This is a genomic window from Agrococcus pavilionensis RW1 (assembly GCF_000400485.1).
GTDB lineage: Bacteria > Actinomycetota > Actinomycetes > Actinomycetales > Microbacteriaceae > Agrococcus > Agrococcus pavilionensis.
In genome coordinates this window covers 210,753-231,555 of record NZ_ASHR01000014.1, presented here as the reverse complement: position 1 = coordinate 231,555, position 20,803 = coordinate 210,753, and the positions used below count along the sequence as shown (strand labels likewise).

At 73.2% G+C, this 20,803-nt stretch carries 20 protein-coding genes and 1 tRNA gene; 5 read left to right on the top strand and 16 right to left on the bottom strand.

Going from position 1 to position 20,803, the window contains the following annotated elements; genetic code table 11:
* Positions 1 to 2: 2 nt before the first annotated feature.
* From L332_RS19720 to L332_RS19700, 5 genes are all read right to left on the bottom strand, one after another.
* Positions 3 to 785, bottom strand: coding sequence for an SDR family oxidoreductase (locus L332_RS19720; protein ID WP_021009980.1), 783 nt, complete (start codon positions 783 to 785; stop codon positions 3 to 5).
* On the bottom strand, positions 785 to 1,840 hold the full coding sequence (locus tag L332_RS19715) for a D-2-hydroxyacid dehydrogenase (RefSeq protein WP_021009979.1): 1,056 nt from the start codon (positions 1,838 to 1,840) through the stop codon (positions 785 to 787). The genes L332_RS19720 and L332_RS19715 overlap by 1 nt, the downstream gene beginning before the upstream one ends.
* Positions 1,841 to 1,879: 39 nt before the next feature.
* The gene (locus L332_RS19710) at positions 1,880 to 2,656 is read right to left on the bottom strand and encodes a fumarylacetoacetate hydrolase family protein (protein WP_021009978.1); all 777 of its coding nucleotides are present in this window, start codon (positions 2,654 to 2,656) and stop codon (positions 1,880 to 1,882) included.
* A complete protein-coding gene (locus L332_RS19705) occupies positions 2,656 to 4,062 on the bottom strand; it encodes an MFS transporter (RefSeq protein WP_021009977.1) in 1,407 nt (468 codons plus the stop codon). The genes L332_RS19710 and L332_RS19705 overlap by 1 nt, the downstream gene beginning before the upstream one ends.
* Before the next feature lie 101 nt (positions 4,063 to 4,163).
* Entirely contained in the window at positions 4,164 to 4,955 is a 792-nt protein-coding gene (locus L332_RS19700; protein WP_021009976.1) for an IclR family transcriptional regulator, read from the bottom strand.
* Positions 4,956 to 5,067: 112 nt separating this feature from the next.
* On the opposite strand from L332_RS19700, the gene L332_RS19695 reads away from it, so the two are divergent.
* Positions 5,068 to 5,970 (top strand): NAD(P)-dependent oxidoreductase, encoded by a 903-nt coding sequence (locus L332_RS19695; protein WP_021009975.1) that lies wholly within the window; start codon positions 5,068 to 5,070, stop codon positions 5,968 to 5,970.
* A gap of 22 nt (positions 5,971 to 5,992) precedes the next feature.
* Here L332_RS19695 and L332_RS19690 read toward each other — a convergent pair whose 3' ends face one another.
* Positions 5,993 to 6,946, bottom strand: coding sequence for a TIGR03557 family F420-dependent LLM class oxidoreductase (locus tag L332_RS19690; RefSeq protein ID WP_021064929.1), 954 nt, complete (start codon positions 6,944 to 6,946; stop codon positions 5,993 to 5,995).
* 140 nt (positions 6,947 to 7,086) lie between these two features.
* On the opposite strand from L332_RS19690, the gene gndA reads away from it, so the two are divergent.
* Positions 7,087 to 8,529, top strand: coding sequence for an NADP-dependent phosphogluconate dehydrogenase (gndA, locus tag L332_RS19685; protein ID WP_021009973.1), 1,443 nt, complete (start codon positions 7,087 to 7,089; stop codon positions 8,527 to 8,529).
* Positions 8,530 to 8,597: 68 nt separating this feature from the next.
* Here gndA and L332_RS19680 read toward each other — a convergent pair whose 3' ends face one another.
* From L332_RS19680 to glmU, 8 genes are all read right to left on the bottom strand, one after another.
* Positions 8,598 to 9,872: an APC family permease gene (locus L332_RS19680; RefSeq protein WP_021009972.1), complete on the bottom strand. Its 1,275-nt coding sequence runs from the start codon at positions 9,870 to 9,872 to the stop codon at positions 8,598 to 8,600.
* A gap of 68 nt (positions 9,873 to 9,940) precedes the next feature.
* Positions 9,941 to 10,069 (bottom strand): putative transporter small subunit, encoded by a 129-nt coding sequence (locus tag L332_RS30700; RefSeq protein ID WP_021009971.1) that lies wholly within the window; start codon positions 10,067 to 10,069, stop codon positions 9,941 to 9,943.
* 12 nt (positions 10,070 to 10,081) lie between these two features.
* On the bottom strand, positions 10,082 to 11,806 hold the full coding sequence (locus L332_RS19670) for a sodium:solute symporter family protein (protein ID WP_021009970.1): 1,725 nt from the start codon (positions 11,804 to 11,806) through the stop codon (positions 10,082 to 10,084).
* Positions 11,807 to 12,072: 266 nt separating this feature from the next.
* Positions 12,073 to 13,200, bottom strand: coding sequence for a methyltransferase domain-containing protein (locus L332_RS19665; RefSeq protein ID WP_021009969.1), 1,128 nt, complete (start codon positions 13,198 to 13,200; stop codon positions 12,073 to 12,075).
* 27 nt (positions 13,201 to 13,227) lie between these two features.
* Positions 13,228 to 13,674, bottom strand: coding sequence for a hypothetical protein (locus L332_RS19660; RefSeq protein WP_021009968.1), 447 nt, complete (start codon positions 13,672 to 13,674; stop codon positions 13,228 to 13,230).
* Positions 13,675 to 13,710: 36 nt separating this feature from the next.
* Complete coding sequence (locus tag L332_RS19655) at positions 13,711 to 15,027, bottom strand: hypothetical protein (RefSeq protein WP_021009967.1); 1,317 nt, start codon at positions 15,025 to 15,027, stop codon at positions 13,711 to 13,713.
* Between the two features lie 13 nt (positions 15,028 to 15,040).
* Positions 15,041 to 16,018, bottom strand: coding sequence for a ribose-phosphate diphosphokinase (locus L332_RS19650; RefSeq protein ID WP_021009966.1), 978 nt, complete (start codon positions 16,016 to 16,018; stop codon positions 15,041 to 15,043).
* An 11-nt stretch (positions 16,019 to 16,029) separates the two neighbouring features.
* Complete coding sequence (gene glmU, locus L332_RS19645; RefSeq protein WP_021009965.1) at positions 16,030 to 17,460, bottom strand: bifunctional UDP-N-acetylglucosamine diphosphorylase/glucosamine-1-phosphate N-acetyltransferase GlmU; 1,431 nt, start codon at positions 17,458 to 17,460, stop codon at positions 16,030 to 16,032.
* Positions 17,461 to 17,528: 68 nt separating this feature from the next.
* Here glmU and L332_RS19640 point away from each other — a divergent pair.
* The 3 genes from L332_RS19640 (at position 17,529) to L332_RS19630 (ending at position 18,807) form a co-directional block, all read left to right on the top strand.
* Positions 17,529 to 17,599, top strand: a tRNA-Gln gene (locus tag L332_RS19640).
* A 92-nt stretch (positions 17,600 to 17,691) separates the two neighbouring features.
* The gene (locus L332_RS19635) at positions 17,692 to 18,294 is read left to right on the top strand and encodes a hypothetical protein (protein WP_021009964.1); all 603 of its coding nucleotides are present in this window, start codon (positions 17,692 to 17,694) and stop codon (positions 18,292 to 18,294) included.
* A gap of 21 nt (positions 18,295 to 18,315) precedes the next feature.
* Positions 18,316 to 18,807, top strand: a complete 492-nt coding sequence (locus tag L332_RS19630; protein WP_021009963.1) for a MarR family winged helix-turn-helix transcriptional regulator — start codon at positions 18,316 to 18,318, stop codon at positions 18,805 to 18,807.
* Here L332_RS19630 and L332_RS29320 read toward each other — a convergent pair.
* Both L332_RS29320 and ahcY read right to left on the bottom strand, forming a co-directional pair.
* Entirely contained in the window at positions 18,804 to 19,352 is a 549-nt protein-coding gene (locus L332_RS29320; protein ID WP_235045064.1) for an AAA family ATPase, read from the bottom strand. The two genes, L332_RS19630 and L332_RS29320, sit on opposite strands and share 4 nt — an antisense overlap.
* Before the next feature lie 4 nt (positions 19,353 to 19,356).
* Positions 19,357 to 20,802, bottom strand: a complete 1,446-nt coding sequence (ahcY, locus tag L332_RS19620; RefSeq protein ID WP_031223376.1) for an adenosylhomocysteinase — start codon at positions 20,800 to 20,802, stop codon at positions 19,357 to 19,359.
* Between the last annotated feature and the right edge of the window lies 1 nt (position 20,803).

The window sequence follows — 20,803 nt, the reverse complement described above, 5'->3', positions numbered from 1 at the left end:
CGTCACACGACGGCGGTCATGCCGCCGTCGACGAAGATCGTCTGCCCGTGCACGAAGGCGCTCGCGTCGCTCGAGAGGAACACGAGCGTGCCGACGAGGTCGTCGACCCTGCCCCAGCGGCCTGCCGGCGTGCGCCCAGCGACCCACGCGGAGAACGCAGGGTCGTCGACGAGCGGCTGCGTGAGCTCGGTCGCGAAGTAGCCGGGAGCGAGCGCGTTGACGCTGATGCCGTGCGGCGCGAGGTCGGCGCAGAGCCCCTTCGTCAGCATGACGATCGCGCCCTTCGTCGCGCTGTAGGGCGCGATCGACGGGCGCGCGAGCTGCGACTGCACGCTGCCGATCGAGACGATGCGGCCCGAGCCGCGCGCGATCATGCCGCGCGCGACGCGTCGCGAGAGCAGGAACGCGCTCGTGAGGTTCGTCGCCACGAGGTCGTGCCAGTCCTCGTCGGTGAAGTCGGCGATCGGGTTGCGGCGCTGGATGCCGGCGTTGTTCACGAGGATGTCGGGGGTGCCGAGCCGCGCCTCGACGTCGGCGATCCCGGCGTCGACCGCGGCCGCATCCGTCACGTCGAAGAGCGCGACGTGCGTCTCGCGCCCGGTCGACTCGGCGATCTCGGCAGCCGCTCGCTCGGCTTTCGCCGCATCGCGCCCGTGCACGACGACCGTCGCGCCGGCCTCGGCGAGGCCCTGCGCGAGCGCTCGGCCGATCCCCTGGCTCGAGCCCGTGACGAGCGCGGTGCGGCCCGAGAGGTCGAACAGCGCGGTGCCGCGCGGCGCGTCCATCAGTAGAACTCCTTCGTGCTCATGACGTTCTCGAGCGGCTCGCCGTCGAGCAGCCGCGTCGCGTTGCGGGCGAAGAGCTCGGCGATCCGGCGCGGCTCCTGCACCGAGAGCGCCGCGGTGTGGGGGCTCAGCAGCACGCCCGGGTGCTCCCACAGCCGCGACTCGGCCGGGAGCGGCTCGACGGCGGTGACGTCGAGGGCCGCGAAGCCGACGCGGCCGGCGTCGAGGGCGTCGAGCAGCGCGTCCTCGTCGACGACCGTGCCGCGGCCGACGTTGACGAAGACGGTGTCGTCGCGGAGGGCGCCGAAGACGTCGGCGCCGAGCAGTCCCGTCGTGCGCTCGGTGCCGGGCAGCGTCGACACGATCGCGTCGGCGTGCGCGGCGGCGTCGGCGAGCTCGTCGATCGGCACGAGCCGGTCGACGTGCGGCACGGGCTCGCCGGAGCGGGTCGTGCCCCACACGGTCGCGCCGAGCGCGGCGAAGCGCTCCGCGACGACCTTGCCGATGCCGCCGAGGCCGACGACGAGCACGGTCATCTCGCTCACGTGCCGCATGAGGCGCCGGCCGTCGCCCCACGTGCGCGACGCCTGGTCGGCCTCGAGCCGCCGCAGCCCCTTCGCGCCCGCGAGCACGCCGAAGAGCGCCCACTCGGCGAGCGTCGAGGCGTGCATGCCGGCGCTCGTCGTGACGACGACGCGCTCGAGCTCCGCCTCCGTGAGCTGCGCGGCCCGCACCTGCCCGCCGCCGCCCGCGGCGGTCGTGTGCACCCAGCGCAGCCGCTCGTTCGCGCGCACGGTGCGGGCGAGCGCGGCGGGCGAGACGTCCGGGATGCCGAAGAGCGCATCCGCCTCGTCGAGCATCGCCTCGAAGCGCGACTGCTGCTCGGGGCTGCGCTCCCAGTCGGGGTCGCCCTCCCAGTCGCCCTGCCAGCGCCACGGCCGCGTGAGCGCTGCGTCGCGCAGCAGCTCGACGCGGGGCTCGAGCTCGCGGATGCGATCGGCGGATGTGTCGTCGAGGCTGACCGCGACGGCGACCTTCAGGGTGGGCTCGGGCATGGCGACTCCTTCTCGGTTCAGGCTAGTGATGGCGCGGGCTCAGCGCAGGGGCGTCTCGAGCCGCAGGTCGCCGACGACGACGGCAGCGGTCTGGCCGGGCCGGGCCTCGTGGTTGGAGAGCGGGGCGCCGGCCATCACGACGTCGCCCGCTCCGAGCCGCACCCAGCGCGCGACGTAGGCGAGCGACTCGCGCACCGGCACGGGCATCGCGCTCGCGCTCGAGTCGCGCACGCGCTCGCCGTCGAGCTCGAGGGCGAGCGCGAGGTCGTCGATGGAGGCGTCGGTGTCGATCCAGGGACCGAGCGGGGTCGACCCGTCGCCGCCCTTCGACTCGAAGTTGCGCTCGTCGAGCTCGGCGCGGTCGGGGTACGAGATGTCGTCGACGGCAGTCACCCCGAGCACGAACTCGTGCGCGTTCCGCTCGTGGAGCAGGGGCGCGGTGGGATCGCCCGTGTCGCGGCCGATGACGATCGCGATCTCGGCCTCGACGACGAGCCGACCCGCATCGCGCCGCGCGCGCACGGGCTCGCCGTGCGCGACGACGGAGCGCGGGCTCTTGAGCCACGCCTGCACGGGCAGCGGCCGCTCCGACGCCCCGCGGTTCTGCGCGATGCCGACGAGCACCGTCGGCGCGGCGGGCGGCAGCAGCCGCGCCTCGGCGCCGGCGATCGGCTCGCCGATGTCGGCCGCCGGCCGGCCATCGGCGAACGCCGCGTAGGGATCCTCGATCGGCACCCAGGCGCCGACCTCGGCGGCGCCGCCGACGGCGCGCGCGTGGAGCACGGCGCCGCCGGCGGCGATCCTCGCGATGCGCATCAGGCCCGCTGCAGCTCTGCCTCGATCTCGGCGTCGCTGCGGGACTCGTCGCGCGAGACCCGCACGGCGTCGTCGAGCCGCAGCAGGTCGCGGGCGCGCGTCTCGGGCACGAGGAACGTCGAGGCGGTCGTGATGAGCGCGAGCGTCGCCATGTAGATGGCCGGCAGCAGCCAGTCGCCGTCGGAGACCGCGAGCAGGTACGCGCCGAGCACGCCCGCGAGGCCGCCGGCGAGCACCGCCGAGATCTCGCGCGCCATCGCGACGCCGAGGTAGCGGTGGCGGTTGCCGAACAGCTCGGGCAGCATCGCGCACTGCGGCCCCAGCATCGTGTTGACGGCGATGCCGACGCCGAGCGCGATGACGGCCACGACGGTCACCGGGTCGCCGAGCGAGAGCAGCCACCACGCGGGGAAGGCGTAGACGAGCATGAGCACGGCGCCGGTGCGGTACACGATGCGGCGGCCGAAGCGGTCGGAGAGGTGCCCGGTGAGCGGGAGCACGAAGATCGCGATGAGCGCTCCGATCGTGACGCCCCACGCCGCGATGCCGCGGTCGACGGGGCTCGCGAGGAAGTTGCCCGCGACGAACGCGAGCGCGAGCGTCTGGAACATGTAGGAGCCGCCGTTCTCGGCCATCCGCAGCCCGACGCCGACGGTGACCCCGGGGAGGCCCTTCGTGAAGATCTCGCGGATCGGGCGCTGCGAGATCTGGTCGTGCTTCTCGAGCTCGACGAACGTCGGCGTCTCGCGCAGCCGCAGGCGGATGAAGAGCGCGACGAGGATGAGCAGGAACGACGCGAGGAACGGGATGCGCCAGGCCCAGCCGAAGAAGACCTCATCCGGCAGGAGCGACATGAGCGAGAACACGAGGCCCGCGAGGAGCGTGCCGAGCTGGATGCCGATGAACGGCAGGGCGGAGAAGAAGCCGCGCCGCTTGACCGGCGCGTACTCGGCCATGAGCACCGTCGCGCCCGCTTGCTCGGCGCCCGCGCCGAAGCCCTGCGCGAGCCGCAGGACGGTCAGCAGGATGGGCGCCCAGATGCCGATCTGGTCGTAGGTCGGGAGCGCGCCGATGAGCGTCGTCGCGCCGCCCATGAGCCCGATCGTGACGACGAGGACCCACTTGCGCCCGAGCCGGTCGCCGAGCGTGCCGAAGAAGAGCCCGCCGAGCGGGCGGGCGAGGAAGCCGACGCCGAAGGAGGCGAGCGAGGCGACGACCGCGAACTCCGGCGGCAGGTTCGAGAAGAACAGCTGGCCGAAGATGAGGGCCGAGAAGAGGCCGTAGAGCGCGAAGTCGAAGTACTCGAGCGCGCTCCCGACGCTCGAGGCGAGCGTCGCGCGGCGGAGGTTCGCCGCGTACTCGGGGTCGTCGGTGTGCGCGGGGTGCTGCGCGGTGGTGTCGGACACGGTCCATCTCCTTCGACAGTCGTGCAATCGCGTCGTTGCTGCCGGCGACTGTACCAGCGGAGTGAACGCTGTTCAATACTGTGAACAGCAGCGAGGATGTGTCAGGAGCGCGGACCGCGCAGCGGGTTGGTAAGCACGGCGACGGCGGCGAGGAGCCCCTCCCCGACCTCGGCGATGCGCTGCTCGTCGGCGAGCTCGGCCGGGAGCGCGGCGCCCATCGCGAGCGGCGGATCCGCCGGCGCCCACGGCTCGAGCGCGACGGCGACGCCCGTGATGCCGCCGAAGGAGCCGCCGCGGTCGACCGCGTAGCCGCGCTCGCGCACCTCGAGCAGCTGCGGCAGCAGCTCGTCGACCGTCGTGATGCTGCCGGGCGTCAGCCGCGGGAACGGTTCCGTCGGCGCGAGCAGCGCGCGCACCGCGTCGTCGTCGAGCTCGGCGAGGAGCGCCACGCCGGTCGCACTGAGCGCCGCCGGCAGCTTCGAGCCGAGCGGGGTGCCGAGCCGGTAGGGCGAGCGGCCCTCGTGGCGCGCGAGGTAGAGCGCGTCGGTGCCGTCGAGCATCGCGATCTGCACGACCTCGCGCTGCAGCACGGGCGAGGCGGCCACGACGCGGTAGAACTCGCGCACCTGGTTGAACTGCTGCGCGAACGCGCCGCCGAGCTCCGCCGTGCGGCGCCCGAGCCGGTAGCCCCCGGCCTCGCGCTCGAGCATGCGCCCGTCCTCGAGCGCCGCGCACAGGTTGGCGGTCGACGACTTCGCGAGCCCGAGCGCGCGCGCGATGTCGCTGAGCGTCATGGGCGCGCCGTCCGCATCGGCGAGGGCGGTCAGGATGCGCAGGGCGCGCGAGACCGCGGGTGCCGGGTCGCGCTCGGTCGGGCCGTCGGGCTGGGGCATGGCTTCCGCTCCTTCGCGGTCGAGTCGTCGCCGCCACCCTACGGCCCACGCCAGCGGAGTGGACATCGTTCGGCATGCTGGTCGACGCGGAGGGCGGCCGTAGCCTCGACGCATGGACACGGCATCGACCCGCTCCTCGCGCGACGAGACCCTCGGCGTCATCGGCACCGGCGCGATGGGCGAGCCCATGGTGCGCCGACTGCTCGCCGCCGGCCGCTCGACGGTCATCTCGAGCCGATCGGCGCGACCCGCGCTCGTCGAGGCGGGCGCCACGTGGGCCGGCACGCCGCGCGAGCTCGCGGAGCGCGCCGCGACCGTGCTGTCGATGCTGCCCGACCTGCCCGAGCTCGAGGCGGCCCTCGAGGGGCCCGACGGGCTGCTCGCGGGACTCGGCGGCGAGCGTGAGCTGCTCGTGCTCATCGGCTCGACCTCGTCGCCCACGGGCGTGCGCGAGCTCGCGGCTCGGCTCGCCGACGCCACGGGCGGCAGGGCGCGGGTCGTCGATTCCCCCGTCTCGGGCGGCGTCGACGGCGCGGAGGCCGGCTCCCTCTCGATCATGCTCGGCGGCGACCCGGCCGACGCAGCCCGCGCCGCGACGATGCTCGCGCCGTGCGGGCGCGCGGTGCACCTCGGCCCGCTCGGCGCAGGCGAGGTGGCGAAGGCGTGCAACCAGCTCGTCGTCGCCGCGACGATCAGCGCGCTCGGCGAGGCGACCGTGCTCGCCGAGCGCTCCGGCCTCGACCTCGAGGCGCTCTGGACGCTCCTCGGCGGCGGCTACGCGGGCTCGAACCTGCTCGAGAGCCGACGCGACCGGCTCGTGCGCGGCGACGACTCGCCGTCGGGCATCGCGCGCTACCTCGTGAAGGACCTCGGTTTCGCCGCCGACGTCGCCGAGGCGACCGGCACGGACCCCGCGCTGCTGCCGACGCTCCGCGCCTTCTTCGACGAGATCGTCGAGCGCGGGTACGGCGACCGCGACATGTCGGTCACGCGCCGGGCGATCGCAGAGCGCTGAGGCGCGTCGCCGCGCTCGCCGATCACGCCCGCAGGCGTGGCCCGAGCTCGTCGGCGAAGAACGCGAAGAAGGCGTCGGGGTCGGGTCCGCCGTCCATGAGGGCGATGTGGTCGAATCCCGCCTCGCGGTAGGGCTCGATCACCTCGAGGTGCCGCTCGACGTCGGGCCCGCACGCGAAGGCCTCCTCCATCGCGTCGACGTCGATCGCCGCGGTCGCCTCGTCGAAGGCGGCCGGGTCGGGCAGCTCAGCGAGCACCTTCCAGCCGAGGGGGCCGAAGCGGAAGGCCCGGTGCGCCGACTCGGCGCCCGAGCGGACGTCGGGCGCGAACGCGGTCGGCGCCTCGGCGTACCGGGGGCCGTCGCCGCCCGCGGCCGTCCACGCCTCGACGAGGGACGCATCCGGATCGGTCGAGAAGATGCCGTCGCCGAGCTCGGCCGCGAGCTCGGCCGCTTGCGGCCCGCCCGCCGCGACGACGATCTCGGGCAGCACCTCGGGCAGGTCGTAGACCCGCGCGTCCGTCAGCCGCAGGAACTCGCCGCGGTACGAGTGCACCCCGCCCGACCACAGCATCCGGATGATCTCGAGCGCTTCGCGGAGCCGCCGGTGGCGGTCGCCGACCTCGGGCCAGCCCTCGCCGACGATGCGCTCGCTCAGCCGCTCGCCCGCGCCGATGCCGAGCGTGAATCGGCCGTCGGAGATGATCTGCAGCGTCGCCGCCGCCTGCGCGATGATCGCCGGGTGGTAGCGGATCGACGGGCACGTGACGCCCGTCGCGAGCCGCAGCGACTCGGTTTTCGCGGCGATCGCCGAGAGGATCGCCCACGCGAACGACGAGTGCTCGTGCTCCGGGAGCCAGGGGTGGAAGTGGTCGCTGATCTCGACGAAGTCGAAGCCCGCCCGCTCGGCCTCGACCGCGCGGCGGATGAGCTCCTTCGGGGCGACGTCCTCGGCGAAGAGCTTGTACCCGATCTGCATGCGCGGCACGGTAGCCCCGCCTGCTGGGAGCCCGCCCGGGCTCGCCGCGGCCCGCCCGGGCGCGCTCCGCGGCTCGCGTGCCCCGCGCATCCGCCTCTCGGTAGCCTGGCGGTATCCCCGAGCCTCCAGGAGGACCCGCTGTGACCACCGCCAACATCGCCGTCGTCGGCCTCGCCGTGATGGGCTCGAACCTCGCCCGCAACCTCGCCTCGCGCGAGGGCAACACCGTCGCGGTGTACAACCGCACGACGTCGAAGACCGACGACCTCATCGCCGCGCACCCCGAGGCGGGCTTCGTGAAGGCGGCGACGATGGAGGAGCTCGCCGCCTCGCTGCAGCGGCCGCGCACCGCGATCGTGATGGTGAAGGCGGGCCGCCCGACCGACGCGGTCATCGACGAGCTCGTGCGCGTCTTCGAGCCGGGCGACATCATCGTCGACGGCGGCAACGCGCTGTTCACCGACACCATCCGGCGCGAGGCCGCGGTGCGCGAGACGGGCATCCACTTCGTCGGCTGCGGCATCTCGGGCGGCGAGGAGGGCGCCCTCAACGGCCCCTCGCTCATGCCCGGCGGCACGGTCGAGTCGTACGAGACGCTCGGCCCGATCCTGCGCTCGATCGCGGCGGTCGCCGACGGCGAGCCGTGCGTGACGCACATCGGCGCCGACGGCGCGGGCCACTTCGTCAAGATGGTGCACAACGGCATCGAGTACGCCGACATGCAGCTCATCGCCGAGGCCTACGACCTCATCCGCCGCGGCACGGGCAAGAGCCCGGCCGAGATCGCCGACGTCTTCGACGAGTGGAACCGGGGCGAGCTCGAGTCGTACCTCATCGAGATCACCGCCGAGGTGCTGCGGCAGGTCGACGCCGCGACGGGGCAGCCCCTCGTCGACGTCATCCTCGACGCGGCCGGCGCGAAGGGCACCGGGGCGTGGACGGTGCAGACGGCGCTCGACCTCGGCGTGCCGGTCTCGGGCATCGCCGAGGCGGTCTTCGCGCGCTCGCTCTCGTCGCGGCTCGACCAGCGGGCGGCGGCGCGCGACCTTCCGGGACCCTCGGGCTCGTGGCGCGTGGACGACGCGGATGCGTTCGTCGAGGACGTGCGCCAGGCCCTGTTCGCGTCGAAGATCGTCGCGTACTCGCAGGGCTTCGACGAGATCGTCGCGGCGGCCGAGCAGTACGGGTGGGACATCCAGAAGGGCGAGGTCGCCCGCATCTGGCGCGCCGGCTGCATCATCCGGGCGCAGTTCCTCAACCACATCACCGAGGCGTACGCTGCCGACCCGGCGCTGCCGGCGCTCGTCGTCGCGCCGTACTTCCGCGACGCGATCGCGCGCACGCAGGAGGCGTGGCGCCGCGTCGTCGTCGCGGCGGCGCGGGCCGGCATCCCCTCCCCCGCGTTCTCGTCGAGCCTCGCCTACTACGACGGGCTGCGCGCCGAGCGGCTGCCCGCCGCGCTCGTGCAGGGGCAGCGCGACTTCTTCGGCGCGCACACCTACCGCCGCGTCGACCGCGAGGGCACGTTCCACACGCAGTGGTCGGGCGACCGCTCGGAGATCGCCGCGGTCGACACGCACTGACGCCCGCTCGCAGCCTCGGAAGCGCAGAGTCCCGACACTCTGCGACTGCGGGGCGGCGGGGCGAGCAGTCAGCGGCGCAGGAGGGCGCGGGCGGCGAGGCCGAGGGCGAGCCACGCCGCGGCCGCGACGACGCCCGGCCACGGCAGCGTGCCCACGAGCAGCGCGCACAGCGCGAGGCCCGCGACCGGCACCCAGCGCGGCAGCCACCAGCGCGCCCGCGGCCCCGACGCATCCGTCGTCCGTCGAGCGCCCCGGATCGCGCTGAGGTGCGCCACTGCGTAGTAGGTCAGCACGCACGTCGACGAGAACGCCACGAGCTGCGCCACGGGCAGCAGCAGCACGCCCGCGATCGCGACCGCGGCGGTCGCCGCCTCGGCGACGACCGGCGCCTTCGAGCGCGCCGACACGAACGACAGCGGTCCGGGCAGGTCGCGGTGGCGCGCCATCGCGAGGCCCGTGCGCGAGAGCCCGGCGAGGATGCCGGTGAGGCTGCCGACGCTCGCGAGCGCCGCCGCCCCGAGCAGCAGGGCGTGCAGCCATCCCGCGCCGACGAGGTCAGCCACCGGCGCGGCCGACGCCGGCAGCGCATCCCCGAGCGTCGCCGTCGTCGCCCACGCGACGAGGCCGTAGAGCACGAGCACGATCGCGAGCCCCGCGCCGATCGCCCGCGGCAGGGTGCGCTCGGGGTCGCGCACCTCCTCGCCGAGCGTCGCCATGCGCGCGTAGCCCGCGAACGCGAAGAACACCACGCCCGCGGCGGTCAGCACGCCGAGCGGCCCCTCCGGCGCACCCGCGACGCGGTTGGCGGCCACGGGCGCGAGGGTCTCGAGACCGGCGTCGGATGCGGTCGGCAGCCCGAGCGCGGACCACGCGAGCGCGGCGGCCACGAGCGCGAGCACGATCGCGACGACGACGGTCGTGACGCGCACGGTCGAGCGGATGCCGGCCATGTTCACGATCGCGAGCGCCGCGATGAGCGCTGCCGCGATCCACGGCGCCTGCTCGGGCCAGACGTGGCGCGCGGCGATGAGCGCGATCGCGCCCGCCGAGGCGGTCTTGCCGGTGAGGAACATCCAGCCGGCGGCGAAGCCGACCGCGGGCGACACCTCGGCGCGCCCGTAGGCGTAGGCGCCGCCGGAGACGGGGTGCCGCGTCGCGAGCTGCGCCGTCGACATCGCGTTGAGCGTCGCGACGGCCCCCGCGAGCAGCAGCGCGAGCCACAGCAGCGGTCCGGCGAGCTGCGAAGCGGGCACCCAGACGAAGAAGAGCCCGGCGCCGATCATCGAGCCGAGCCCGATCGCGATCGCGCCGGGGACGCCGATCCGCCGCTCGAGGGTGCTCACGACGCGACCGTAGCGCCGCGCGGTGAACGGCCGGTGCCGCGCTCCTCCCCGTGCGCAGCGGGCGGGGCTCAGATGATCGGGCGGCCCTCCTTCTTGGCGGCGCGCAGCTCGCGGAAGAAGCCTCGCGAGATGACGGCGAGGACGCCCGCGACGATCACGGGCCAGACGAGGACGTATGCGGTCAGTGCGATGGTCATGCGGTGCTCCGATCAGTCGCGGGCGTGGGCGGGGGTGCCGTCGCCGGGCCGGCGGCTCGAGTCGTCGTCCGCCGGTGCCCCGGTCACCGGCGTCTCCCCGGTGTCGAAGTCGCCCGTCAGGCGGCGGATCGTGGCGAAGTCGAAGCGCTGCTTCGACCGCACCGACAGCGCCCAGCAGACGAGGAACGACACGGCGTAGGCGACGAGCGACGCGGAGAGCACCGTGTAGTCGCGGAGGAAGAAGAGCGTGAAGGGCGCGGCCGCGAGGGTCGCGGCGATCCCGACCCCCACCCCGACCCGCAGGCCGAAGAAGCCGAACGCCATGATGCCGAGCACCACGCCGATGCCCACGGTCGCGAGCACCTCGATCGGCAGCGCGAGGACGCCGGTGAGCGACACCCACTCGAAGCGCACCGGCAGGAACACCACGAGCGCCGCGATGACGGACACCGTGAAGGCCATGTTCGTGACCTTCTTCCAGTAGAAGGAGGCGATGACGGGGAAGACGAGGCAGCCCCAGAGCGCGCCGACGAACACGAGCAGGTCGAGGATGTTGAACTGGCTCGTCGCGAAGAAGAGCGCGGCGCCGGTGGCGACGATCATCGTGATGCGGCCGATCAGCAGCATGGTCCTCGGGTTGGCCTTGTCCTTGCCGACCGACTGCCCGTAGACGTCGGCCATCACGATCGACGAGAGCGCCGAGAGGTCGGAGTCCGCGGTCGAGGAGAGCGCGCCGATGATCATCAGGAATGCGAGCGCGAGCAGCGCCCACGGCAAGTAGGTCGCCGCCATCTGCGGGAGCAGGTTGTTGACGTCGCCGTCGAGCGGGGTGATGCCGAGGTAGAGCGCCATCACGCCGAGCATCCCGACACCGATGACGGTGGCGCCGTAGCCGACGGTCGCCGTGATGAAGGTGGGCTTGATGAGGTCCTCGCGCACCGCGAAGAGGCGCTGCGCGATCGTCTGGTTGCCGATGGCGTAGGCGAGCACCGCGGCGATGTAGGGAGCGCCCTGGTTGAGGAAGGCCTCCGACGACAGGAAGTCCTGCTGCTGCGGCGTCACCGAGCCCGCGGCGACGCCGGCCTCGAACATCCCCGGACCGCCGGCGGCGAAGAAGATGACCGGGATGACGACGACCGCGGCGCCCAGCATGCACAGCACCTGCGCGAAGTCGGTGAGCACCGAAGCGCGGAATCCCGACCACAGCGTGTAGAGCAGCACTCCCCCGGCGACGATGAGGATGCCGGTGCCGAAGCTCAGCGGCGAGAGCATCGCGATGAGGGCGCCGCCGGCGATGAAGTTGGAGGTGAGCGAGATGAGCGAGCCGAGCACGTTCGAGCCCGCGAGCATGAGCTGCGAGGAGCGGCCGTGCCGCGCGTACATCACCTCGGCGAGCGTGTGCGCTCGCGGCGCGACGGCGCGGATGCGCTTGCCGAACGGGTAGATGAACAGGATCATGAGCGCGCCCCAGAGCCCGTAGTGGATGGGGCCGGAGACGCCGTAGGTGTAGCCCGCGGTCACCGACGCGTACATCGACGAGGCCCAGATCCAGGTGGCCGTCATCGACGCGGCGGAGATGCCGAAGCCGATCCGGTTGCCCGCGGTCATGTAGCCGTCGGCGTTCTCGCGCTTCCGGCCGATCCCGAGGGTCATGAGCATCGTGCCGCCGTAGAAGACGATCAGCAGCACGATGACGACGACGATCCCCAGCTGGGCGATCTCCTGCGAAGGCGGCATCCGGTTCCTCTCGTTCAGCGCTTCGAGGCCGCCGTGCGGGCACGCCGGAGGGCATGCCGCGCGCACGGCTCTCGTCGAGCCCGGCTCGATCCCGCGAGCGTCTCCCGCGGAGCGCCACCGGCACCGCCTTCGGATCAGCGATGCGGAGCATGCGACCCGGTCATGGCGTTCGAGCGCCGGTGCTGGCCCGTGGCCAGTGCTTCCACCATGTCAGCAATGGCGGAGCATGGCCAATCGACAGCGACGGCCGACCGCCCGCGATCGGCTCAGCGGCGCTCGAGCTCCACGAGCACCTCGGCGTGCCCCGTGTGCGGGAACATGTCGAACACGCGGCCCCGCACGGGGCGGAAGCCCGGCATCGCCGCGAGGTCGCGCGCGAGCGAATCCGGGTTGCAGCTCGAGTAGAGCACGCGGTCGACGGCGGATGCGTCGAGTCGCGCCGCGAGCGCGCCGATGCCCCGGCGCGGCGGGTTCACGACGACGAGCTCCGGCGCACGCGCGCCCTCGAGGTCGACCGCGGTCGCGTCGCCGACCGAGAACGACGCATCCGCCCCGAGCTCCGCCGCGCTCTCGCGCGCCGCGTCGATCGCCTCGGCGGTCACCTCGACGCCCTCGACGCGGCGGCCGGAGCGCGCGGCGTGGAGCGCGAAGCCGCCCACGCCGCAGTAGAGGTCGAGCACGCTCGCGGGCGCCGCCTCGTCGATCCACGCGGTCGCCTGCCGGTAGAGCCCCGCCGCGACGGCGGTGTTCGTCTGGAAGAAGCTGCGCGGCCGAAGCCGCAGCCCGATGCCGTTGACGCGCATCACGAGCACGCCGTCGCCCGCGAGCAGCAGCTCCTCCTCGCCCTCGAGCACCGCCTTGTGCTCGGGCTGCAGGTTGGCCGAGAGCGACGCGATCGGCAGCGCGTCGAGCACGCCGAGATGCTTCCGGATGCGCGACAGCGACTCCGTCGAGCGCAGCACGAGGCGCACCGCGAGCTCGCCGTCGGGCGAGGCGGTGACGATGAGCAGCTTGAGCTCGCCCCGCCGGCTCGGCACGTCGTAGGGGGTGAGCCGCGCCTCGCGCACGAGCCGCTCGAGCACCGGCATCGCGGCGACGATCGGCGCCTCGTGCAGCGGGCACGCCTGCAGGTCGATCCCCGAGCCGTCGGCGGCGAGGATGCCGATCGTGGGCGCGTCGACGGTGCCGGCGACCGCCATCTTGGCCTTGTTCCGGAACCCGCCGACGGCACTGGCGTGCGGCGCATCCCACGCCATCGCCGGGAGCGCCGCCTCGACCGCGCGCTGCTTGTCGGCGAGCTGCCGCTCGTAGGGCGTCGGCAGCAGCGTGCACGAGCGGCAGCGATCGGCGTCGAAGTAGGCGCACTCGAGCGCGATCGACGTGCGCGGCTGCATCCCGCCAGCCTACGCGGGGTCAGCGCGTCAGCGCTCGGGCTGAGCGCCCCGCTCGAGCGGCGCCGGTCCCCCGGCGTCTTCGATCTGCTCGGCGAGGAAGGCGTCGAGGATCTCGCCGCGGAGCCGGTCGATGCTCGCGCGCAGCCGCTTGAGGTCGGCCTTCGAGGCTCCGCCGCTCAGCATCTTCACCGCGTGCTCGAGCTTCGTCAGCGACGCGGCCCACGCCTTCGCGCGCATCCGCTCCGGCCCGTCGTCGGCGCTGTCGCGCAAGTACTCGACCTGCTCGCGCATCGACTCGAGCGTCTTCCGCATCGCCTCGGGGCTCTGGGCATCTGAGCGTCGGAGCTTGCTGACCTGCTCCTGGATGCGGTCGGCGACGTCGGGGTTCTGCTGCAGCCACGCGAGCGCGAGCGGGCCGTACCGCACCGCGTTCCCGCCGATGAACCTGAGCGCGGGACCGAGCCATGTCGCCATCTGGACCTCCGTGCGGCAGACCCTACCGGGCGCGCCTCAGAGGATCGTGCCGCCGGCGTTGAGCGCGACGTCGCGCACGGCGTCCGCGCGTCGGTCGGCGCGCTCGGAGGGCGTCGGCGGCACGGGTCGCGGGTCGCGCAGCAGCACGGCCTGGATGCGCGCGCGACGGGTGCGCAGACGCGCGGCGCCGATCGAGCCGAGCAGCCATCCGGCCGCGACGGACGCGAGCCCGGGGAGGGCGAGCGCGGTGACGTGCTGGATGTCAGCGACCTCCTCGGCCGACTCGACCGCCCCGATGAAGGTCGGCGCCCAACCGTAGGAAGCGACGAGCCAGCCGACGACCCCGAGCACCATCGCGACGCGCTCGAGCGAGGCGGCGTCGAGCAGCACGGCGTCGACGTGCTCGAGGCGCACGCGATCGCCGCGCTCGAGCGCGCGCACGGTGCGGCCGTCGCGCACGCCTGTGCAGACGAGCAGCCCGGCCTGGATGAGCAGCACGACGGCAAGGGCGGCACCCATGACCGTCGCGCCGGTGAGCAGGAGCCCGTCGATCGCCTGCTCCCCTCGCTCGTCCCACGAGACCGGATCGGCCCAGCGGCCGGGCTGGCGCATGAGGATGCCAGCGACGAAGATCATCCCGCCGACGCCCGTCAGTCCGCTCGCGACGTTGAGGATGCGGTGGCGGCGCTGCTCGTGCGCGCGCGGCACGGGCAGCGTCGCGCGTCCCCACCGCGCCGAGAGCGCCTCGTAGCGCGCCGACCATCGCCGTCGCGCGGGCCCCGTGAGGTGGTGCAGGTTGACGAGCGCGATGCCGCCGGCGAGCAGCACCGCTCCGACGGTCGGCACGAGCACGCGCGCCGCGAGCGCCTCGCGGTCGTCGGTCGTGAGCAGGAGCCCGATCGGGAACAGGATGGCGCCGACGATGATCGCGGCCGTCCCGGCGCCCATGAAGGCGCCGTGCGGACCGGCGTGCAGGCCCGTGCGCTCGACTGTGGGCGGCGTCGCCCCGCGCGGGAGGCGTGCGACGTCGCGGGCGAGCATCATCCGTGCGACGCCCCGTCGGAGCGGCTCGCCGATCACCCCGATCAGCACGAGGATGCCGAGGCTCGCGAGCGCGCCGCGGGCCACGAGGTCGACGCCGTGGTCGGGCGCGAGCTCCTCGACGAGGATCGCCACCACGATCGTGATGATCAGCAGGATCGCCGCTGCGACCCCGGCGGCGAGCGTGACGGCTGCGGCGCCGGCCACGATCGCCCGCGCGGGGCCGATCGGGCTCGGGGTGACCGGCTCGCGCGGCGCGGCGCCGGGCCCGTCGTCGGTCGGCTGGCCGCCTCCGGCGCGGTGCCACGTCACCCGCGCGGCTCCGTCAGGCGGCGCCGTCGAACAGGCTCGTGACCGAGCCGTCCTCGAAGACCTCGGTGATCGCGCGCGCGAGCAGCGGCGCGATCGACAGCACGCGCAGCTTGTGGAAGCGCTGGTCGTCGCGCAGCGGCAGCGTGTCGGTGACGACGACCTCGTCGATGAAGTCGGAGTTCAGGATGCTCGGGGCCGGCTCCGAGAAGATCGCGTGCGTCGCGGCGACGACGACGTTCGTCGCCCCGTTGGCCTTGAGCGCCTCCGCCGCCTTCACGATCGTGCGGCCGGTGTCGATCATGTCGTCGACGAGCAGGCACGTGCGGCCCTCGACCGTGCCGACGATCTCGTGCACCGAGACCTGGTTGGGCACGAGCGGGTCGCGGCGCTTGTGGATGATCGCGAGCGGCGCGCCGAGCTTGTCGCTCCAGACGTCGGCGACGCGCACGCGGCCCATGTCGGGCGAGACGACCGTGAGGTTGTCGGCCGGCATCGTGTCCTGGAAGTGCTTGAGCAGCACCGGCATCGCGAACAGGTGGTCGAAGGGACCGTCGAAGAAGCCCTGGATCTGCGATGCGTGGATGTCGATCGACATGATGCGATCGGCGCCCGCGGTCTTGAACAGGTCGGCGATGAGCCGCGCGGAGATCGGCTCGCGGCCGCGGCCCTTCTTGTCCTGCCGGGAGTAGGGGTAGTACGGCATGACCACGGTGATGCGCTTCGCGCTCGCGCGCTTGAGCGCATCCACCATGATGAGCTGCTCCATGAGCCACTCGTTCACCGGGCGGCCGTACGACTGCAGGATGAACGCGTCGGAGCCGCGCACCGAGCCCGTGTAGCGGGCGTAGATCTCGCCGTTCGCGAAGGTGCGGGAGTCGACCTCCATGAGGTCGGTGCCGATCTCCGCGGCCACCGCTCGCGCGAGCTCGGGGTGCGACCTGCCGGTCGCGAGCACGAGGTGCTTGCGGTTCTTCGCGACGATCGATCCCACTCGGGTGCCTCCTAGGCGTTCGGTGATTGCGTGCCCGCCGCTGCTGCCGCGTCGGCTGCCTTCGAACCCGGCCGATTCGACTCGACCCAGCCCGACATGGTGCGCTGCGGTGCGACCGAGATCGCCAGCGCGCCCGGCTCGACGTCCTTCCGGACGATCGTGCCTGCTCCAGTGTAGGCGCCGTCGCCGATCGTCACGGGGGCGACGAAGACGTTGTCGCTCCCGGTGCGCACGTGCGAGCCGACCGTCGTGCGGTGCTTCTCGACCCCGTCGTAGTTCGCGGTGATCGTGCCGGCGCCGATGTTCGAGCCCTCGCCGATCGTCGCGTCGCCGATGTACGACAGGTGCGGCACCTTGCTGCCCGCGCCGAGCTGCGTGTTCTTCGTCTCGACGAAGGTGCCGATCTTGCCGTCTTCGCCCACGACCGAGTTCGGGCGGAGGTAGGCCCAGGGACCGATGGATGCGCGGGCGCCGATCACCGAGAGGGTCGCGTCGGTGCGCTTCACGACCGCGTCCTCGCCGACCTCGGTGTCGACGAGCGTCGTGTCGGGGCCGATCGTGGCGCCGGCCGCGATCGCGGTCGCGCCGTGCAGCTGCGTGCCGGGGAGGATCGTGACGTCCTCGGCGAGCGTGACGTCGACGTCGATCCAGGTCGAGGCGGGGTCGACGATCGTGACGCCCTCGCGCTGCCAGCGGCGGATGATGCGGTCGTTGAGCACGTGCGCGGCGGCGGCGAGCTGCACGCGGTCGTTGATGCCCCAGATGGCCCACTCGTCGGGCGCGGGCACCGCCTGGATGCGGCCGCCGGTCGCCTGGATGCGCACGGCCGCGTCGGTGAGGTACATCTCGCCCTGCGCGTTGGCGCGATCGATCGTGCCGAGCGCCTGCCGGAGCGCGGTCGCGTCGAAGACGTAGATGCCGCCGTTCACCTCGTCGATGGCGCGCTCGGCGTCGCTCGCGTCCTTCTGCTCGACGATGCGCAGGAACGCGCCCGCCTCGTCGCGCACGATGCGGCCGAGGCCGCTCGGGTCGCTCAAGTGGGCCGAGAGCAGGGTCAGCTGGTTGCCCTCGCGCTCGTGCCGCTCGATGAGCGCGCGGAGCGTGTCGGCGTCGATGAGCGGCACGTCGCCCGAGAGCACGACGACGTGACCCTCGAAGTCGGCGAGCGCCTCGAGGCCCTGCTCGACGGCGCGGCCGGTGCCGGGGATCTCGTCCTGGTCGGCGATCACGACGTGCGGCGCGAACTCGAGCACCGCCTCCGCCATCCGGTCGCGCTCGTGGCGCACGACCGCCACGATGCGGTCGGGGTGCAGCTCTCCCGCCGCGCTCAGCACGTGGGCGATGAGCGGCTTGCCCGCGAGCGGGTGGAGCGGCTTCGGCGTGCGGCTCTTCATGCGCGTGCCAGCGCCTGCGGCGAGCACGATGACGGCGATCGAGGGCACAGCTTCTCCCATCGTTGGCGGTGGTCGTCCGCTCAGGCTATCGGCCGCGACTACCCTGGAACCTGCCTTCCGCCATGGTGTAACGGCAGCACAGCGGCCTTTGGAGCCGTTTGTCCAGGTTCGAATCCTGGTGGCGGAGCCGACGACCTGGTGGGTCGTCGGCGACGCCACCAGTCGCGAGCGTCAGCGAGCGAGGGCGGAGCCCACCCCCATCCGTGGCACCGTGTTCCCGTGACCCTCGCCCCTCGTCTGCGCGCCGAGGCGCGCGTCAGCCGCCGCTACGCATCCGTCGGGGGACGCCTGCTCACCTTCCTCGGCATCGCGGTGTTCGCGCTCCTCGCGCTCTACGGGATCGGCTGGACGCTGCTCGGCGTCGTCTCGATCGCCGCCTTCGTCCTCGTCGAGCTCCGCGTGGCGCGCTCGGTGTGGGCGCTCGATCCGCCCGGTCCCGACGCGGCGTTCGGCTTCGGCGCGGGCGCATCGCGCGCCGTCCCGATCGCCGACATCGCCGGCGTCGTCGTGCAGCACGCGGGCGGCGCCTCGTCGCGCGGCATCCCCATCACTCGCGCGCACGAGCGCTGGTGGCTCGTCGACCGCGACAACCGCGTGCTCGCGAGCGCGAGCACCGAGGGACTCGCCGCCGCCGACGTCGACGCCTTCCGTGCCGCGCTCGGCGTGCCCTTCGCTCCGCTGTCGATCCTCCGGCGCAGCGGCGAGCTCCCTTCGGGGCTGCCGCTCCACGCGCGGCGCCCTGGCGCGACGCTCGTGCTCGCCGTGCTCATCGCGATCGCGGTGATGGTCGCGGTGCTCGCCGCGCCGCCCTACCCGTGGTGAGCGCCGTGCGAGACTGACCGCATGACCGAGCTCCGCGGCGATGACGTCGATCGCATCATCGAGCAGTGGATGCGCGTGCGGCCCGATGCGGACGTCACCCCGCTCGACGTGCTGAGCCGCATGACGCGCATCTCGCGCCAGCTCGCGCGGATCCGCGCCGAGGCGTTCCAGCTCGCGGGCCTCGAGCCGTGGGAGTGGGACGTGCTCGCGGCGCTCCGCCGCGCCGACGGCCCGCTGAGCCCCAAGGACCTCATCGCGCAGACGATGGTGACGAGCGGCACGATGACGAACCGCATCGACAACCTGATCGCATCCGGTCTCGTCGAGCGCGTCGAGAGCGCGAGCGACCGGCGCGTGCGGCTCGTGACGCTCACCGACGAGGGCATCGACCGGGTCGACGTCGCCCTCGACGCCCTGCTCGACGCCGAGCGCCGGCTGCTGCGCGGGATCCCCGCCGACGACCAGGCGCGGCTCGCCGAGCTGCTGCGGGTGCTCAGCGACGCGATGGTCTAGGGCTGCCTGGGCGTGAGCGCGTCGATGATGCGGCGCGCGACGCGGCCGACGGGCTCGGAGGCGTCGACGCGCAGACGATCCTCGGTCCACGACTCGAAGGCGGCCCGACGCGACTCGACCTCCGACCACCTCGGCTCCGGGAATCCATCGAGGTCGCGCACGCGACCCTCGAGCCGCCGGCGATGCTCCGAGCGGTCCGCGAGCCGCACCTCCACGAAGGTGAGCATCGCGCCCGTCCGCGTCGCGAGGTCCTGCCATTGCTGCCGTGCCGCCGGATGGTCGTTGACCGCGTCGACGACGACCGGAGCACCGAGGCGCAGCTGTCCCTCGGCGACCGCTTCAGCGACCACGTAGGCGGCGAGACCCGTGGGCGCGTCGTGCGAGATGCCCGCTCGCCACATCGCCGCCTCGAGCGGATCGACCGAGACGAGCGTGCAGCCCAGCAGCCCGGCCGTCGCGTTCGCGACCGCGCTCTTGCCGACGCCCGGGAGCCCCGCGAGCACGACCAGGTCGGGCCGAGCGAGGCGCATCCCGCGGCGTGCCACCGCGTCAGTAGCGGTAGTGCTCGGGCTTGAAGGGGCCCTCGATCGGCACGCCGATGTACTCGGCCTGCTCGGGGCGGAGGGTCGTGAGCTTCGCGCCGAGCGCCTCGAGGTGGAGGCGCGCGACCTCCTCGTCGAGCACCTTCGGCAGGCGGTGCACGCCGAGCTCGTAGTGCTTCGTCGCGAGCTCGATCTGCGCGAGCACCTGGTTCGAGAACGAGTTCGACATCACGAACGACGGGTGGCCGGTCGCGTTGCCGAGGTTCATGAGGCGCCCCTCGGAGAGCACGAGGATCGATCGACCCGAGGGCATGCGCCACTCGTGCACCTGCGGCTTGATCTCGATGCGCTCGGCACCGGAGCGCTCGAGGGAAGCGATGTCGATCTCGTTGTCGAAGTGCCCGACGTTCGCGACGATCGCGAGGTGCTTCATGCCCTGCAGGTGCTCGAGCGTGATGACGTGCTCGTTGCCGGTCGTCGTGATCCAGATGTCGGCCTCGTCGAGGCAGTCCTCGACGCGCGCGACGCGGAAGCCGTCCATCGCCGCCTGGAGCGCGCAGATCGGGTCGACCTCGCTCACGATGACGCGCGCGCCCTGGCCGCGGAGCGCCTCGGCAGCGCCCTTGCCGACATCGCCGTAGCCGACCACGAAGGCGGTCTTGCCGCCGATGAGCACGTCGGTCGCGCGGTTGAGGCCGTCGGGCAGCGAGTGCCGGATGCCATAGCGGTTGTCGAACTTCGACTTCGTCACCGAGTCGTTCACGTTGATCGCCGGGAACAGCAGCCGCCCCTCGGCGAAGAGCTGCTCGAGGCGGTGCACGCCCGTCGTCGTCTCCTCCGTGACGCCCTGGAGCTGCTCGGCGATGCGCGTCCAGCGCTGCGGGTCCTCGGCGAGCGTGCGACCGATGAGCGCGTCGAAGACGCGCAGCTCGTCAGAGGCGCCCTCGGGCGTGACCGGCGCGGCCCCGGCGAGCTCCGCATCCCGCCCCCGGTGCACGAGCATCGTGGCGTCGCCGCCGTCGTCGAGGATGAGCGTGGGGCCCTCCTCGAAGTCGAAGATGCGGTTGGCGCAGTCCCAGTACTCCTCGAGCGTCTCGCCCTTCCAGGCGAAGACCGGCACGCCCGCGGGCGCCTCGGGCGTGCCCGTGCCGACGACGATGGCCGCGGCCGCCTCGTCCTGCGTCGAGAAGATGTTGCAGCTCGCCCAGCGCACGTCGGCGCCGAGCGCGACGAGCGTCTCGATGAGCACCGCCGTCTGCACCGTCATGTGGAGGCTGCCCGCGATGCGCTGGCCCGCGAGCGGCTGCGCGTCGGCGTAGCGGCGGCGCAGCTCCATGAGCCCGGGCATCTCGTGCTCGGCGAGGCGGATCTGGTGGCGGCCGGCCTCGGCGAGGCCGAGGTCGCGCACCTGGTGCTCGAGGATGCGGGAGGCGGTGTCGGTCATGGAGACCATC

Excerpts from the sequence above, each read along its gene's own strand:
- L332_RS19720 (WP_021009980.1), bottom strand. The coding sequence starts at position 785 with ATGGACGCGCCGCGCGGCACCGCGCTGTTCGACCTCTCGGGCCGCACC.
- L332_RS19715 (WP_021009979.1), bottom strand. The coding sequence starts at position 1,840 with ATGCCCGAGCCCACCCTGAAGGTCGCCGTCGCGGTCAGCCTCGACGAC.
- L332_RS19710 (WP_021009978.1), bottom strand. The coding sequence starts at position 2,656 with ATGCGCATCGCGAGGATCGCCGCCGGCGGCGCCGTGCTCCACGCGCGC.
- L332_RS19700 (WP_021009976.1), bottom strand. The coding sequence starts at position 4,955 with ATGCCCCAGCCCGACGGCCCGACCGAGCGCGACCCGGCACCCGCGGTC.
- L332_RS19695 (WP_021009975.1), top strand. The coding sequence starts at position 5,068 with ATGGACACGGCATCGACCCGCTCCTCGCGCGACGAGACCCTCGGCGTC.
- L332_RS19690 (WP_021064929.1), bottom strand. The coding sequence starts at position 6,946 with ATGCAGATCGGGTACAAGCTCTTCGCCGAGGACGTCGCCCCGAAGGAG.
- L332_RS30700 (WP_021009971.1), bottom strand. The coding sequence starts at position 10,069 with ATGACCATCGCACTGACCGCATACGTCCTCGTCTGGCCCGTGATCGTC.
- L332_RS19670 (WP_021009970.1), bottom strand. The coding sequence starts at position 11,806 with ATGCCGCCTTCGCAGGAGATCGCCCAGCTGGGGATCGTCGTCGTCATC.
- L332_RS19665 (WP_021009969.1), bottom strand. The coding sequence starts at position 13,200 with ATGCAGCCGCGCACGTCGATCGCGCTCGAGTGCGCCTACTTCGACGCC.
- L332_RS19660 (WP_021009968.1), bottom strand. The coding sequence starts at position 13,674 with ATGGCGACATGGCTCGGTCCCGCGCTCAGGTTCATCGGCGGGAACGCG.
- L332_RS19630 (WP_021009963.1), top strand. The coding sequence starts at position 18,316 with ATGACCGAGCTCCGCGGCGATGACGTCGATCGCATCATCGAGCAGTGG.
- ahcY (WP_031223376.1), bottom strand. The coding sequence starts at position 20,802 with ATGGTCTCCATGACCGACACCGCCTCCCGCATCCTCGAGCACCAGGTG.